This is a genomic window from Pseudomonas sp. GD03944, assembly GCF_029839275.1.
In the GTDB taxonomy this organism is placed as follows: Bacteria; Pseudomonadota; Gammaproteobacteria; order Pseudomonadales; family Pseudomonadaceae; genus Aquipseudomonas.
Window position 1 is genome coordinate 1 of record NZ_JAOCAH010000005.1, and the last position, 16,454, is coordinate 16,454.

General features: G+C 65.4%; 10 protein-coding genes. 4 read left to right on the top strand and 6 right to left on the bottom strand.

Annotated elements, in window-relative coordinates; translation table 11 throughout:
* The coding region (gene cysK, locus N5C28_RS09695) for a cysteine synthase A (RefSeq protein WP_279821901.1) at nt 1-948 on the bottom strand (948 nt) is incomplete at its 3' end.
* A gap of 135 nt (nt 949-1,083) precedes the next feature.
* Here cysK and N5C28_RS09700 point away from each other — a divergent pair.
* Nucleotides 1,084-2,163, top strand: a complete 1,080-nt coding sequence (locus tag N5C28_RS09700) for a DUF748 domain-containing protein (RefSeq protein ID WP_279821902.1) — start codon at nt 1,084-1,086, stop codon at nt 2,161-2,163.
* Between the two features lie 280 nt (nt 2,164-2,443).
* On the opposite strand, the gene N5C28_RS09705 is transcribed toward N5C28_RS09700, so the two are convergent.
* Nucleotides 2,444-2,644, bottom strand: a complete 201-nt coding sequence (locus tag N5C28_RS09705; protein ID WP_279821904.1) for a helix-turn-helix transcriptional regulator — start codon at nt 2,642-2,644, stop codon at nt 2,444-2,446.
* Nucleotides 2,645-2,653: 9 nt separating this feature from the next.
* Entirely contained in the window at nt 2,654-3,043 is a 390-nt protein-coding gene (locus tag N5C28_RS09710; protein WP_279821907.1) for a hypothetical protein, read from the bottom strand.
* A gap of 231 nt (nt 3,044-3,274) precedes the next feature.
* Here N5C28_RS09710 and N5C28_RS09715 point away from each other — a divergent pair, with 231 nt between their 5' ends.
* Complete coding sequence (locus tag N5C28_RS09715) at nt 3,275-4,120, top strand: MoxR family ATPase (protein ID WP_279821908.1); 846 nt, start codon at nt 3,275-3,277, stop codon at nt 4,118-4,120.
* Nucleotides 4,121-4,362: 242 nt separating this feature from the next.
* Nucleotides 4,363-5,541, top strand: coding sequence for a VWA domain-containing protein (locus N5C28_RS09720; RefSeq protein WP_279821909.1), 1,179 nt, complete (start codon nt 4,363-4,365; stop codon nt 5,539-5,541).
* Between the two features lie 249 nt (nt 5,542-5,790).
* Here N5C28_RS09720 and N5C28_RS09725 read toward each other — a convergent pair whose 3' ends face one another.
* Nucleotides 5,791-6,843, bottom strand: coding sequence for a DUF2167 domain-containing protein (locus N5C28_RS09725; RefSeq protein WP_279821911.1), 1,053 nt, complete (start codon nt 6,841-6,843; stop codon nt 5,791-5,793).
* Nucleotides 6,844-7,041: 198 nt separating this feature from the next.
* Nucleotides 7,042-13,131 carry a peroxidase family protein gene (locus N5C28_RS09730; protein ID WP_279821912.1) on the bottom strand — a complete coding sequence of 2,030 codons (6,090 nt, stop codon included), beginning with the start codon at nt 13,129-13,131 and terminating at the stop codon, nt 7,042-7,044.
* Between the two features lie 527 nt (nt 13,132-13,658).
* Between N5C28_RS09730 and N5C28_RS09735 the strand changes: the two genes are divergently transcribed.
* Nucleotides 13,659-15,134, top strand: coding sequence for an ATP-binding protein (locus N5C28_RS09735; RefSeq protein WP_279821913.1), 1,476 nt, complete (start codon nt 13,659-13,661; stop codon nt 15,132-15,134).
* Nucleotides 15,135-15,758: 624 nt separating this feature from the next.
* On the opposite strand, the gene N5C28_RS09740 is transcribed toward N5C28_RS09735, so the two are convergent.
* Nucleotides 15,759-16,427, bottom strand: coding sequence for a response regulator transcription factor (locus N5C28_RS09740; RefSeq protein ID WP_279821914.1), 669 nt, complete (start codon nt 16,425-16,427; stop codon nt 15,759-15,761).
* Nucleotides 16,428-16,454 lie beyond the last annotated feature (27 nt).

Genomic DNA, 16,454 nt, shown 5'->3' on the forward strand with positions numbered 1-16,454 from the left:
CATATCGCTGAACAGCATGCTCGACAGGTAGCGCTCGCCGGAGTCCGGCAGGATCACCACCAAAGTCTTGCCCTGCATCCCCGGCTCTTCGGCCAGGCGCACCGCAGCGGCCATCGCCGCGCCGCAGGAAATCCCGCAGAGGATGCCTTCTTCACGCATCAGACGCAGGGCCATGGCCTTGGCGTCGTCGTCATTGACCAGCTCGACGCGGTCGACGATCGACAGGTCGAGGTTCTTCGGCACGAAACCAGCGCCGATGCCCTGGATCTTGTGCGGGCTGGGCTTGACCTCATCGCCGGCAAGGGTCTGGGTGATCACCGGCGAACCGACCGGCTCCACCGCCACCGACAGGATCGCCTTGCCCTGGGTCTGCTTGATGTAGCGCGACACCCCGGTGATGGTGCCACCGGTGCCGACGCCGGCGACCAGCACGTCCACCGCGCCATCGGTGTCGTTCCAGATTTCCGGGCCGGTGGTCTTCTCGTGGATCGCCGGGTTGGCCGGGTTGTTGAACTGCTGCGGCATGTAATAGGTGGACGGATCGGACCCGGCGATTTCCGCCGCCTTCTCGATGGCGCCCTTCATGCCCTTGGCCGGCTCGGTCAACACCAGCTCGGCACCCAGGGCCTTGAGCACCTTGCGTCGTTCCAGGCTCATGGAGGCCGGCATGGTCAGCAGCAGCTTGTAGCCACGGGCGGCGGCGACGAACGCCAGGCCGATGCCGGTGTTGCCGGAGGTCGGTTCGACCAGGGTCATGCCCGGCTTGAGCACGCCGCGCTCCTCGGCGTCCCAGACCATGCTCGCGCCGATCCGGCACTTGACCGAATACGCCGGGTTGCGCCCTTCGATCTTGGCCAGGATGGTGACCCCGGCCGGACCCAGGCGGTTGATCTTGACCAGGGGCGTGTTGCCGATGGCTTGGGCGTTGTCGGCGAAGATACGGCTCATGATGCAATGTCCTTGTGAATTCGCGAGCCCATCAGCGTATGCCCTGTGACCGGGATCGTCCAGACGCAGACAGGTCGAACTCTACGCACCGCTTCGCAGTCCACAGCAAGGACGCGAACAGAACGGACATCCCCGATGAAACGCCGCTACAGCCTTCCTTTATGGATCCTGCTGGGCTTCGCCGCCCTTCTGCTGGCGATCCACCTCGCCCTGCCCTACGTCATCCGCGACTACCTCAACGACAAGCTGGCGGACATGGGCGACTACCGTGGCCACATCGTCGACGTGGACCTGGAATGGTGGCGCGGTGCCTACCGGATCAACGGCCTGAAGATCGTCAAGACCGACGGCGAAGTGCCGGTGCCGCTGCTGTTGGCGCCGGGCATCGACCTGTCGGTGAGCTGGCGGGCGCTGTGGAACGACCACGGCATCGTCGCCGAGGTGTTGTTCGAGCAGCCGGAGCTGAACTTCGTCGACGGTGGCACCGAGGAAGAAAACACCCAGAGCGGTGCCGGGGTGGACTGGCGCGAGCAGCTCGGCAAACTGCTGCCGATCACCCTCAACGAAGTGCGCGTGGTGAACGGCACGGTGGCCTTTCACAACTACACCTCCCAGCCGCCGGTGGAAATCGCCGCCACCGAGGTCAACGCCAGCCTCTACAACCTGACCAACGTGGCCGACATCAGCGGCGACCGGGTCGCCGAATTCGAGGGCAAGGCGCTGCTGCTCGGCCACGCACCGCTGGACGCCACGGCGGTGTTCGACCCGTTCGAGAACTTCGAGGATTTCGAATTCCGCGTGCGCGCCACCGGTATCGAGCTGCGCCAGCTCAACGACTTCTCCTCGGCCTACGGCAAGTTCGACTTCAACGCCGGCAGCGGCGACCTGGTGGTCGAGGCCAGCGCCGAGAATGGCCAGCTCAGTGGCTACATCAAGCCGCTGCTGCGCGATGTCGACGTGTTCAACTGGCAGCAGGATGTGGAGCGCGACGACAAGGGATTCTTCCGCTCCATCTGGGAAGCCCTGGTCGGTGGCAGCGAAACCGTGCTGAAGAACCAGCGCAAGGACCAGTTCGCCACCCGCGTCGAACTCAGCGGCAACGTGCACCAGCAGGATGTCAGCGCCTTCCAGGCGTTCATCGCGATCCTGCGCAACGGCTTCGTCCAGGCGTTCAACACCCGCTACGAGAACGCCCCGCCGGGCAGCAACGACTAGCCAACTGACACGCCACAGCGGACGCAGAGCGTGGGAGCGAGCAATACGCTTCCTGTGGGAGCCCCGACCCGGGGCGAAGCATTTGGGCGTCTCACACATGACCGTGTCATGCCAACCATTCGCCGCGGGGCGTGGCTCCTACAGGGCTGCGGTCTGCCTGATGCCACTGCCAGCCGATACTCCCCAGCGGACGCAGAGCGTCCGGGGCTGCATGCCCACGCAGAGCGTGGGAACGATCAATGGCTCCCACGCTCTGCGTCACCCGCGGTGCAACGGCTGGCTAACCCTGCGGCTCGTCGCTGAAGATCGCCTCGATCGGCAGGCCGAACAGGCGGGCAATACGAAAGGCCAGTGGCAGGCTGGGGTCGAACTTGCCAGTCTCGATGGCATTCACGCTCTGCCGCGACACCTCCAGGTGCTGGGCCAGGTCACCCTGGCTCCAGCCGCGTTCGGCGCGCAGTTCACGCAGACGGTTGTGCATCGCGACTCCTCAGGCGAAACGTCGTTGCAGCACCCCGACGGCGACCGCATAAGCTCCCCAGAACGCGGGGAACGCCATGGTAAGCGGAAATCGCGGCAGCGCGGCGTACTGTTCGAGGAATCCCCAGGTGCTGATCAGGCAGATCATCGCGCCACCGGCCAGCAGCGCCGCACGCGATTGCAGAAAACGCAGGAACTCGTCCGGTTCTTGCCCCAGGTAACGGTCGTACAGGTACAGCGTGGCAAACAGTGGCAGGCCCGGCGACGCCGCCGCCACGACCCGCAGGGCATAGGGCAACCCCTCAAGGTCCACGCCCCAGCTGATCAGGGCGACCAGGGCGACGTACAGCAGCATCATCACGGTGGAAAGAACGAGGTAACGACGAAGAGCAAGGCTCATGGCAGACTCCGGCAAAAACATGTCAAGCAAACTTAACAGGTTGCTCGCCAAGCTGTAAAGCACGCTTGTCATTTTCGACATTCCAGGGGGCGTTCATGGCGTGACCCGCCATTCAGTGACTGAATGCTGCGTCTGCGTTCACAGTCGCCGGGGCCGCGCGTTATAGTCGCCCTTTCAGCACAGTGAACCCGCGGCGGCTGCCCCGGGCGTTACCCGTTCGAGGATTTACCGATGAAGTTCGAAGGCACTCAGTCCTACGTCGCCACCGACGACCTCAAGCTCGCGGTCAACGCCGCCATCACCCTGCAGCGCCCGCTGCTGGTCAAGGGCGAACCGGGCACCGGCAAGACCATGCTCGCCGAGCAGCTGGCCGAGTCCTTCGGCGCCAAACTGATCACCTGGCACATCAAGTCCACCACCAAGGCACACCAGGGTCTGTACGAGTACGACGCGGTCAGCCGCCTGCGCGATTCCCAGCTGGATTCCGACAAAGTCCACGACGTTCGCAACTACATCAAGAAAGGCAAGCTGTGGGAGGCCTTCGAGTCCGAGGAGCGGGTCATCCTGCTGATCGACGAAATCGACAAGGCTGACATCGAGTTCCCCAACGACCTGTTGCAGGAACTCGACAAGATGGAGTTCTACGTTTACGAAACCAACGAGACGATCAAGGCCAAGCAACGCCCGATCATCATCATCACCTCGAACAACGAGAAAGAACTGCCGGACGCCTTCCTGCGCCGCTGCTTCTTCCACTACATCGCCTTCCCGGATCGCGAGACCCTGCAGAAGATCGTCGATGTGCATTACCCCAACATCAAGAAAGACCTGGTGGCCGAGGCCCTCGACGTGTTCTTCGACGTGCGCAAGGTGCCGGGCCTGAAGAAAAAGCCCTCCACCTCCGAACTGGTCGACTGGCTGAAACTGCTGATGGCCGACAACATTGGCGAAGCCGTGCTGCGCGAACGCGACCCGACCAAGGCCATCCCACCCCTGGCCGGTGCCTTGGTCAAAAACGAGCAGGATGTGCAGTTGCTGGAACGCCTGGCGTTCATGAGCCGCCGCGCTTCGCGCTAAAAATCGGGCTGCTGCGCGTCGACCAGGCCGCGTTGGAATCAGGTTCGGAATGCTCATGTACAAACGTACACTGCGCTTCCTCACCTGATTCCGCCTTGCCTGGCTCTAGCTCGCGAGCCCTGGCACCGCGTGATAGGAACATGTCGTAGGGTGGAAAACCGCGCAGCGTTTTCCACCACCCCAAAGGCACGGTGGATAAAAAGAGCGTTATCCACCCTACGGGTCATCGGGAGATCGCCTGCATGCTGCTCAACCTGTTCAACGAAATGCGTGCAGCCAAGGTGCCGGTGTCGGTGCGCGAGCTGCTCGACCTGATCAACGCGTTGAAGCACAACGTGGTGTTCGCCGACATGGACGAGTTCTACTACCTGTCGCGCACCATCCTGGTGAAGGACGAGCGCCATTTCGACAAGTTCGACCGGGCTTTCGGCGCCTATTTCAAGGGCCTGGAAAACCTCAACCAGCCCATCGAGGCGTTGATCCCCGATGATTGGCTGCGCAAGGAGTTCGAGCGTTCGCTGACCGATGAAGAGCGGGCGAAGATCGAGTCCCTGGGCGGCCTCGACAAGCTGATCGAGGAATTCAAGAAGCGCCTGGAAGAGCAGAAGGAACGCCATGCCGGCGGCAACAAGTGGATCGGCACCGGCGGCACCAGCCCCTTCGGTTCCGGCGGTTTCAACCCGGAAGGCATCCGCGTCGGCGATGCCGGCAAGCGCCAGGGCAAGGCGGCCAAGGTCTGGGACCAGCGCGAGTACAAGAACCTCGACGACCAGGTCGAACTGGGCACCCGCAACATCAAGGTCGCCCTGCGCCGCCTGCGCAAGTTCGCCCGCCAGGGCGCCCAGGACGAGCTGGACCTGGACGGCACCATCGACCACACCGCCAAGGACGGGGGCCTGCTGAACATCCAGATGCGCCCGGAGCGCCGCAACACGGTGAAGCTGTTGCTGCTGTTCGACATCGGCGGCTCGATGGACGCCCACATCAAGGTCTGCGAGGAGCTGTTCTCGGCGTGCAAGACCGAGTTCAAGCACATGGAGTATTTCTACTTCCACAACTGCGTGTACGAATCGGTGTGGAAGAACAACCTGCGCCGCACCTCGGAGCGCTTTTCCACCCAGGACCTGCTGCACAAGTACGGCGCCGACTACAAGGTGGTGTTCGTCGGCGACGCGGCCATGGCGCCCTACGAGATCACCCAGGCCGGCGGCAGCGTCGAGCACTGGAACGAAGAGCCGGGCTACGTGTGGATCAAGCGCTTCATGGAGAAGTACAAGCGCCTGATCTGGATCAACCCCTACCCCAAGGACACCTGGAACTACACCGCCTCCACCGGCCTGGTCCGCGAGCTGATCGACGACCAGATGTACCCCCTGACCCTGCAGGGCCTGGAAGACGGCATGCGGTTTTTGTCCAAGTAAGCGTCGTTTCACCCGGGTATCGCTTCGCTCGACCCAGGCTACGCATTGACGGTTTTGCCCCATAAAAAAATGGCTCATCAGGGCCATTTTTGTTGCTCGGCTGGCGGGCTGGTCGGGGTTGCGCACGTGGTGTGGGAGCCCCGACCCGGGGCGAAGCTTGTCAGGCATTCAATGGCACCCCGCCACAGCCGCCATTCGCCGCGGGGCGCGGCTCCTACATGGGATCACCGCCGCTCCTACAGAGGTGGTTCAGCGCTTGTCGCTGTCTTCCGGCTTGCCCAGGTCCATCACGGTACGGACCGGCGGTTGAACGACAGGCTCAGGCTCCGGCTGCGGGGCAGCGGCCTGGGGCTGTACGGCTTCGGTCTGGGGCGTCTTCTTGCGCAAGACGCGCTTGCCCAGCCAGCCGATCGCCAGCAGCGGCACGATCCAGAACTTCTTCAACAGCACCAGCAGCAGGGCCAGCAGGCCGGTCTTGGCCGCCACCTTGCCGGCGACCAGCGCACCCAGGCCGTAGGCCGCCACGGTGTCCAGGTCCGGGTCGAACTCGGCGTAGCGCTGGCCGGCGTTGAACTCGGTCATGGCCAGCACCGCCGGCAGGTTCTGCTCGATCTCCGCCAGTTGGTCCATGTTGGCGACGAAGTTCAGCACCAGCACGCCCTTACGGCCAAGCACGCGGATGTTGTAGTTGAGGGTGTTGGTCTCGCTGTCGCCGAACTTCAGTTCCTTGGCCCAGTGCAGCTTCTTGCCCTCGGCGTCGTAGTGCGGCTCGGCCGCCCAGCCCACCAGCTGCACCGACTCGTAGCCGTTCTCTTCGCGCCAGGCATTGGACTCGACCATGTCGGCCTGCATGTCCTTGAGCATGTCGGCGTAGTCGATGTCGGCAGCGTCTTCGTCGGAAACGTAGCCATTGGCTTCGAACTCGACGGTTACGCCCCAGGATTCATCGGCCAGCGGCGAGATGCCGGCCGGCAGGATCATGCCCAGCGGCAGTTCGTCGCTCGGCGGGTTGCCCCAGGCGTCGGCCAGCAGGCGCTCGGCGTTCGGGCCGTCGAGGAACACCAGAGAATCGGGCAGGTTCAGGGTGGCCAGGTCATCGCCGATCACCACCTTGCCATGCTGGAATTCCAGGCTGGCGACGAATTCTTCGGGGGTCTGCCACTGTGCCTCGTCATCGGCCTGGGCGTCGTCCTGCTCGGCCACGACGGGCTCGGCAGGGGCCGTTTCAGGCGCGGCGTGGGCAACGGAAAGAGACAGGGATGCGGCAAGCAGAGCTGCCAGGATCGGGTCCTTGATCGACATTGAAACTCCAGATCATCAGTGTGAAGGAAGCGTTGAAGCGGGCGGACGTTAGCATGACAACCCGCCTTTCTCGCAATCTTTTGTTACATCAGTGGCCAAAAACCACGACGCATCGACCTTCCGGACGATGCGTCGTGATCAACCTGGCGTCGGCCCTGGCCTACTGCGCGCACCCCGAACGCCAGGGAGTGCGCTGCCTCATGCGAGCTGGAAGTCGGCGATGGTCACCGAGGTGTGGTCCGTCACCCCCACCAGGCGGATGCTGCCGCCGTCCGCGCCGTTGACCGTCACCAGCACGTCATTGCCGGCATCGGCGATGTTGACGCGGCTGCCGAAGGTCGCGGCATTCAGGTTGAAGTAGGCCAGGTTCAGCAGGTCCTGCCCGCCGGTGGCCACGGCATCGAAGCCGGTGATGCTGTCGTTGCCGAACGCCGCACCGAACACGAAGATGTCGTTGCCCTGGCTGGCGTTCATCGCATCATCACCGGCACCACCGCTGACCAGGTCATTGCCCAGCCCGCCATCGAGGGTGTCGTTGCCATCACCGCCACTCAGGCTGTCATTGCCCGCCCCGCCCAGCAGCGTGTCGTTGCCCAGGCCACCGTCGAGCGTGTCGTTGCCGGCACCGCCGTCCAGGGTGTCGTTGCCGGCGCCGCCTTGCAGGGTGTCATCGCCACCCAGGCCGTTGAGCGTGTCGTTACCCGCCCCGCCCTGGATCACGTTACCCAGGCCATTGCCGTTGACCACCGTGGCGTTGCTGCCGGTGTGCACCAGGTTTTCCACATTGGCTGCCAGGGTGAACAGTGCTGCGGTGGAGAACACCGTGTCGATGCCGCCCCCGGTGGCTTCGACGATCACATCGCCCACCGTGTCGACGTAGTAGCTGTCGTTGCCGACGCCACCGACCAGGCGATCGTTGCCGGCCCCGCCGTCCAGGCTGTCGTTCCCCGAACCACCGGTCAGGGTATTGGCCAGGCCGTTGCCGAACCCGGTGAAGCTGCCGGCACCGGTGAAGGTCAGGTTCTCCACGTTATCGCCCAGGGCGTAGCTCGACAGCGTGGTCTGTACCGTATCGGTCCCACCGCCCTGCCCCTCGACCACCAGGTCGCCGAGGTTGTCGACGACATAGGTGTCGTTGCCCGCCCCGCCCAACAGCGTGTCGGCCCCCAGGCCACCGTCCAGCGTGTCGTTGCCGGCACCGCCGTCCAGGGTGTCGTTGCCGGCCAGGCCATTGAGCACGTCATTGCCGCCCAGGCCGAAGATGATGTCATCGCCGCTGGTACCGGTGAGCGTGTTGTTGCCCGCCGTGCCCATGATCACCGCGCTGGCCACCAGGGCGGTGGCCGCCGAGGTCACCGATTCCAGGGTGCCGCGGTTGTCGGTGTAGCTGATCACCACGCGCACCTGCTGCCCGGCCTGGGCCGCCGTGGGGGTGAAGGTCTGCGCGGTGGCACCGACGATGTTGGCGAAGGTGCTGCCGGTGCCGGCCTGCCACTGGTAGGCGAAGGTCACGCCCACCAGGCCATCGGCATCGGCAAGCGCCGCGGTGGACGCGATCAGTGCCTGACCGACCGAGGGCGAGGTGTTGCTGATGGTCGGCAGCCCGGTCGGTGCATCGTTGACGTTGGTCACGGCCGCCGTCACCGCCGAGATCACGCTTTCCGGGTTGCCCCAGTCGTCGTTGAAGGTCACCACCACCCGCAGCGCCAGGCCCACCTGGGCATCGCCCGGCTGGAAGGTCGGGCCGCTGCCGACGTTGGTCCAGACCCCGGCCACCTCGGCCTGCCAGGTGTAGACGAACACCGCGTCCGCCGTGCCGTTGGGGTCGGTAATGGCCGCCGTGGCGGTCAGCAGCTGGTTCTCCGCCGGGGTGCCGTCGTCGATGGTCACCGTGCCCACTGCCGGCCGGTCGACCAGCCACATCGACTGGTCGGCGAACTGCAGCTGCTCGATGTTGCGGATCAGGTCAGTGCCGTCGTTACCCACATTGTCGACCACGGTGTAGGTGCCGTCGAAGTTCTCGATGATCTCGTAGTTGGCGAAGGCGCCGGTGTACACCGCGGTGTCGATGTCGCCTTCCTGGTTGCCGTTGAGAATTTCCCGGACGATGTGCAGCTGGCTCGGGTTGATCTCGCCGGAGAACATCCGCGCCTGGATCTCCGCCAGGCTGTCGACGCTGAACAGCTCGACGTTCGGGTCGGTCTTGCTGCGCACGCTGATGCGCACGTTCAGCCAGTTGTCGCCGTCGATGTAGTCGTCACCACCGCGCCCGGTGATGGTGTCGCTGCCGCCACCGCCGAGCAGGATGTTGCCGCCGTTGAACACCAGCGGGTCGTTGGCGTTCAGCGGGTTGGGCCGTGGGTTGGCGGCGCTGCCGAGGATCGCTTCGAGGCCGGCGATGCGGTCCACCCCGGACTGGGTCAGCTCGTGGTTGACCAGCGAGTTTTCGCCGGCCACATCGTCCTCGCCGCGGTTGTCGCCGATCAGGATGTCGTTGTGGCGCCAGCCCGACAGGCCTTCGACCTGGTCGAAGCGGTTGCGCAGGATATCGGCCTCCACCGAGGTGAAGATCGGGATCGCCAGGTCGGCATAGGCGCCCACCGGGCTGTTCTTGTGGATCGCCCAGTCGAAGCCCCACATCCCCTCGTTGCGGTGGATGCCGGGGCCCTGGAACATGATGTCGTCGCCGGACTCGCCGTCGTAGTCGTTGTCGTTGCCGCCGCCGTTCATCACGTCGTGGCCGATGATCGGGCTGTTGAAGAACAGCTCGGAGTTGTCCCCGGCCAGGGTGTCGAAGCCCGCCCCGCCCTCCATCCAGTCATCGCCCTCGTTGCCGAGGATGAAGCTCGGGCCGTCGCCACTGAAGATGAAGTCGTTGTCGCGGCCGCCGAAAATCTCCTTGCCATCCGGCCCGCCGTAGATGAAGTCCTGGCCGGCCCCGCCGAACACCAGGTCGAGGCCCGGGCCGGTGTGGATCACGTCGTGGCCGTCATCGCCGTGGATCACGTCGGCGTCGCCGATGTCGGTGATGATGTCGTCGCCAGCACCGCCATGAATGTGGTCGATGCCGTAGCCGCCTTCGAGCACGTCGTTGCCGCCGTCGCCCCACAGGGTGTCGTCGCCGGCCCCGCCGATCAGGGTGTCGTTCTCGTCGTCACGCCCGCCGAGCACCACGTGGTCGCCGCCGGTGTAGCGCAGGTAGTCATTGTCGCCGTCGCCATCCAGGTCGCGGCGGATCACCAGCGGATTCAAGGCATTGAGTACCGGGTTGTTGCCCACCGGGTCGGCGAACTGCTGGCGGTCCATGTCCAGTTCGAGGATGTGGTTGACCGACTGAAACAGATTGCCCGGCAGGTGCGAGGCGTTGGGGTTGCCCAGGTCGGTGTTGCGCATCACCAAGGCCGAGAAGGTGTTGCCCTCCAGCTCGTTGAGCAGGTTCATGCCCTGGGTGCGGCTCAGGTAGTAGAAGCGGTCGCCGTTCTGCAGGTTTTCCATCTGCACTTCGAAGACGAAGTTGAAGGTCGAGCCGAGCATGCCACCGAAGGGCATCTTGGCCTCGGCCAGGCCACCGATCCAGAAGTCCACCAGGTTCAGGCCGCCCTTGTTGCCGGCATAGATCCCGGTGCCGTTGAGGAAGGCTTCGCGGTCCACCGGGGCGCCCTCGCCGCCCATCACCAGGGCCATGGCCGCGTCCCGCTTCTGCTCCAGGGTGCCGGTGATGCTGTCATGGGTGCCGTAGGCGGCGATGAAGTTGATGATCGAGGCCGGCGTCTTGATGTTCAGGGCGAAGTCGGTCCAGCTCTCGTAGGGTTTGAGCTGGCTGTCGCCGGTCATTTCGTAGAACTGCGCGCGAGCATTGTTCAGCGACGGAATGCCGGTGTCGCGGCCCCGGGCGATGTTGATAGCCGCCAGGTCCAGCGGCAGCCCCACCAAGTTGTTGCGCAACGCCTCGGTGATGAACTCGTCGATTTCGTTGCCGGTCTGCCGGATCATGCCACGGATGATCGCCCCGGCGGCTTCCTCGGAACTGAGGGTGCCGCCCTGGGTGAACTCGATCGGGTTGAGGAAGGCCTCGATCAGGCCGATGTCGTTCGACTGCATGTCATTGCCGAGGCGGTCGACGGTCTCGTTCAGCATCGAGTGGCCGAAGCGGTACACCACGTGGGCGAACTCGGCGACGATGGCCGGGTTGATGTCGATGGTGTTGGAGAAGGTGAACAGGTCCACCAGCGGCTGCACGGTGCGCGCGAACTCCTCGAACACCAGGTGCTGGTACTGCATTTCGTTGATGAAACGCGCCGCCTGGAACAGCCGCTCGCCGTTCCACACCAGGGCATCGGCGTCGCTCGGCACGCTGCTGACCGGCACCAGCAACCACTCGTTGATGAACGCCAGGTCGCCAGTCTCCAGGATGGTCGCCTTGTTGGCCTCCACCAGGCGGTTGTGCTCGGCGTGGAACACGTGGTGCACGGCGGTCAGGCCGATGTTCTCGTTACCGCGGCCGTCGCCGGTGATGTAGTGGGCGTCGAGCAGCTCGTTGTCGTACTCCAGGTTGCGCCCGCTCTGCGGATTGACCGCCACCGCGTTGCCGGCCACGCCATCGGCGTCGGCCACCAGTTGCCCGCCGACCACCACCGGCACCGCGTTGTGCGCGATGTCGTCGAGGAAGGCATGGCCGGTGCGCACCGCCCCCACCGTGCTGATCGGGTTCAGCGGATCACCCTCCACCTCGATCGGCGGGTTGCCCGGCCGCACCAGCATGGCGAAGCCGTTCTCGCCACGGATGAACTGGCCGTACTGGTCGGTGGCCAGCAGCGGCACGTTGGTCACGTCGGCGTCAGTCAGGTTGATGCCGAGCATCTCCCGGGCCTGGGCCTTGATATCGGCCCAGGTGGCCAGGCCGCCGTTCTCGCCTTCGAGCATGTGCCCGGTGGCCACCGGCTTGCCGTCGACCAGCACGTACTCGCGCAGGAAGGCCTGGTGCGAGGCGTGGGAGGTGTAGGTCTGGTTCTGGTCGATGAACGGGGTGGTCTGGTTGACGTGCTCGCGCACGTCGTCGGCGGTGCCGAGGATGCCGTCCGCCCCCGGCTGGTTGGTGGCGCGGGTCAGCACCATGAAGTTGGTGTGCGAACCCGGCACGTACAGCGGGTCGTCCGGTTGCAGCGGGATGTACACGGTGCCGCTGCCGCCCTTGTTGACCAGGTCCAGGCCATGGTCGAAGAACTGGCCGAACAGGGTCATCCAGGAGTTGAACGGCGCGCTCAGGCCTTCGTCCGGCGCCAGGTTGGGGATCACCACCGTGCCGTTCTCGACCACGATGCCGAAGTCGTCCAGCACCTGCTGCAGGTTGGCCGCCGCGGCGCTGGCGGCGGCATCCGAGGCGGTCGCGTTGGCCAGCACGGCGTCGTGGGCGGCGCTGTCGGTGGCCAGTTGCGCGGCGGCGGCCGACGCATCGGCGGTAGCGGCCGAGGCCGCGGCATTGGAGGCCAGCGACGCCTCGCCCAGGGCGGCGGCAGTGGCCGCGGCGGCCGACGCGGTGGAGGCGGCACTGACGAAAGCGGTCAGCGCCGGACCATCGTCGGCGGCATCCGGGGTGGCCAGCGCGGCGATGTAGGCGTTGAACGCCGTGGTCTGCGCGGCATAGGCAGCATTCGAGGTGGCCACTGCGTTGCTGTGCGCCTGGGCATCGGCAGCGGCCGTGGCCTGGGCCGTGGCGGCGTTCGCGGCGGCGGCCGAGGCGGCGGCATCGGAGGCGGCCAGGGTCGCGGCACTGGCGGCGACCTGGCCATTGGCGGCCAGGGCGGCAGCGGCGGCCGCCTTGGCCCCGGCATTGGCGGCGGCCACCAGTTGCGCGTCGCCGAAGGAATCTTCCGAGCCGGCGTAGTCGAGCGCGGCGATCACCGCCGCCGGGTTGCCCAGGCTCTGGTCGACGATCAGGTTGCTGATGGTCCGTGGCTGCGAGTCGACCACGTAGCCGCTGGTCTGCTCGTAGGAGGTCTGGGTGTTCGAACCGGGGAAACCGGGTGGCGAGCCGGGGCCGTCGATGCCGTTCTCGGCGTCGATGAACTCGGGGTCGAGCAGGCGCGGCATGACCTGGTCGGCCGAGCCGTAGTGTTCCTGGCCGGCGACCAGGTTGTTGTAGGTGCCGTCGACGGTGCGCAGGCCCCAGGGCAACAGCGGGTTGCCCACCAGGTCGAGCAGCGGCGTGCCGGCGGCGTGGGCCTCGGAGATGCGAATCTGCTGGAGGATGAAATCCAGGTCTGTCCTGATGATGGTCAAGGTGGCCATGTTGTTATTTCCTCGGTGCGAAAGAAAAACGACTCGGAACCACATGCAAACGGCAACGCTGCAACGGCGTGGCGGACGATGAACGAACGAAAACGGAAAGACGCGACAGGGACGGCAAGATGACGAGTGAACGCCGTACCGGGGTGGCGCCGGGAGCGCCGCATATCAGGCCCTGGGGTGGCCCGTGAAAGCGCAGGGGCACTGCGCCGAACAACACAGACGCCGCGTCGTTGCGGCCTGTACAGCGGTCCATGGTGCACTCCTTCCACTGCACCCGGGTCAGTCGCGGCGCCCTCTCCTGCGCCGGCCACGGCCACGGGTCCCACCTGATAAGTACAAGGCCCCTTCACTGGGCCTTATCAAGCTGCTGCACTCGCGCACGTCGCCGCGAGCAGTCCGTGTAGCGTGTCAGGGCGACGGAAAGAACCACCCTGCGACGCAACCTGGACTAGCGTGTTGGAAAGGCACCGCGATACCGCGTCCGGGCCTTTTCCAGCGCGTGTCGCCAGCATCCGGGAGTGGCATCCATGGGCACAGATGCGAAGGTCCAATCAAATTCAACGACGTTGGTCGAGGGCGCCGATTCGACCTTGGTCGCGGCGACGCCCTGGCGCCGATTTGCCGGCAAATTGCGCCGCCTCAATCGCTCCACTCAATTCCTCATCACCGCCACGCTGATCATGGGTTTGACCATGGCCTTCGTCGGCCTGCGGGTCAGCCAGCAGATCCGCCTGGCCGCGGCGCAGAGCGCCGGCGAAGGGGCGGCGATCTACATGGAGGCCTACCTCGACGAGTACGTGCAGGAGCTGGCCCAGGCCCGCAGCCTGTCGCCGGCCAACACCGCGGCCATCGACAAACTGATGGCCGATACCTCGCTCAACCAGCACATCGTCTCGGTGAAGATCTGGCTGCCGGACGGCAGTAACGTCTACAGCACCAGCAAGCTGGCGGTGTACCGCAACTACCCGCAGGAGCCCATCGACCAGGTGATGCAGGGCCGCATCGTCACGCGCCTGAGCCCCCTGGAGCACGCCGAACACGACTACGAACGCAGCCTGGGCATCCCGCTGTACGAGACCTACGTGCCGCTGCGCGAATTCGGCAGCGGGCGCATCGTCGCCATCGGCGAGTTCTACGAAATGGAGCACGAGATCGGCAGCATTCACCAGCAGGTCTGGGCGGTCATCGCGGTCGCCACCATGGCCATGCTGCTGGTGCTGTTCGTCATCGTGCGGCGCGGCGACCGCATCATCGACCGGCAGCAGGTGGCGCTGCGCCGGCAGATGCAGGAACAGGCCGCGCTGCACCGGCAGAACGTCGCCCTGCAGCACAAGGTGACCCTGGCCACCCAGGAGTTCTCCACCATCAACGAGCTGACCCACCGCCGCCTGGGCGCCGACCTGCACGACGGCCCGGCGCAGCTGCTGACCCTGATCCTGCTGCGCCTGGACGAACTGGGCGAATGGCGCGACCGCTACCGCCAGGACGGCGGCAACCTCGACAACGACGCGCTGGAAACCATCCGCAGCGCCGCCCAGGAAACCCTGCAGGAAATCCGCAACATGTCCCGCGGCCTCGCCCTGCCGGAAATCAACGAACTGAGCCTGGGTGAAGAGCTGGAGCTGGTGGTGCAGCGCCACGAGCAGCGCACCGACAGCAAGGTCGAGCTGCAGCTGGGCACGCTGCCTGGGGAGGTGCCGCTGCCCTACAAGATCTGCATCTACCGCCTGGTGCAGGAGGCCCTGAACAACGCCTTCCGCCACGCCGGCGGCAAGCGCCAGCGGGTCAGCGCCACGCTTCGTGACGGAGACCTGGAGGTGCAGATCGAAGACGACGGCGACGGCATCAGCGACGCCACGGTGCAAGCCCAGGGCCGAGGCCGCTCGCGCCTCGGCCTGGTGGGCATGCGCTACCGGGTGGAATCCCTGGGCGGCCTGTTCAGCATCGAATCCGCCCCCGGCCAGGGCACCCGTATCAGGGCAAGCTTTACCCTGCCGGCTTAGGCCATTGTCCGGCCCGTCGCGGCTGAAGCCCCTCCCACAAGGTATGCACAGCCCTGTGGGAGGGGCTTTAGCCGCGAGCTCTTGGAATGGTTAACCCCGCTGGCTGAGTTCCGCGATACTCATCAGCCCCGCCCCGGGTATCGCTGCGCTCAACCCAGGCTACGGCACTGAACCACCGGGCCACCCTGTAGGAGCGGCTGGGCGGCATCCCGATTGCCCGCGAGCTTTTCGTCCAACCGTCAGCACGCCGTTGGGCACAAATCGCCGAGCTCGCGGACAAGTCCGCTCCTACGGAGGAACCGCTGTTTAACCGTATCGGACAACGGCCGTCGCGGCTGAAGCCCCTCCCACAGGGTATGCACGCCCGTAGGAGGGGCTTTAGCCGCGAGCCCTTGGAATGGTTAACCGCGCTGGCTGAGTTCCGCAATACCCATCAGCCCCGCCCCGGGTATCGCTGCGCTCAACCCAGGCTACGGCACTGGACCACCGGGCCACCCTGTAGGAGCGGCTGGGCGGCATCCCGATTGCCCGCGAGCTTTTTTGTCCAACCGTCAGCACACCGTGAGGCACAGACCGCCGGGCTCGCGGACAAGTCCGCTCCTACGGAGGAACCGCTGTTCGCACTCAGGGCGCCTGGATGTCCAGGCGCCAGGTTTTCTGGGATTCCCAGTAGCGCTGCACGGCGGTCACGGCTTCCACGCGGTTGCGGGCGTGGAGTTTCTGCATGACGTTGGTCATGTAGTACTTCACGGTCTTTTCGCTGAGGTTGAGCTTGTCGGCCACCTCGCGGTTGGTCAGGCCCTTGGCCACTTCGCGGATGATCTGTTCCTCGCGGTGGGTCAGGTCGATGCCGCGGCGTTCGCTTTCGTGCTGGCGGAAGTGGCTCAGCAGGCGGCTGGCGAAGGCCGGGGTGATGAAGGTTTCGCCGTTGGCCACGTTGCGGATCGCCTGCACCAGGTCCGGCCCGCTGACGCCCTTGAGCACGTAGCCCTGGGCGCCGTTTTCCAGGGCGCTGTAGGCGTCGTCCTCGGCCTCGGACACGGTGAGCATCATGATCCGCGTCGTCGGCTGCGACTTGCTGATCGCCTTCACCGCGGCGAAGGTGTCGCCGGGCATGTTGACGTCCATCAGCAGCACGTCGGGCGTGCAGCGTGCGGCGATCTCCCGCGCCTCGTCCGCCGAGCCACCCTGCTCGACCACCTCGAAGTCCATGACCTTGCCCAGGGTCGTGGCCACGCCCTGGCGCAGCAGCGGGTGGTCATCGACGATGGCGATCCTGATCCTGTCATTCATGAAATTGCCTCCCCACGCGGTGACTGA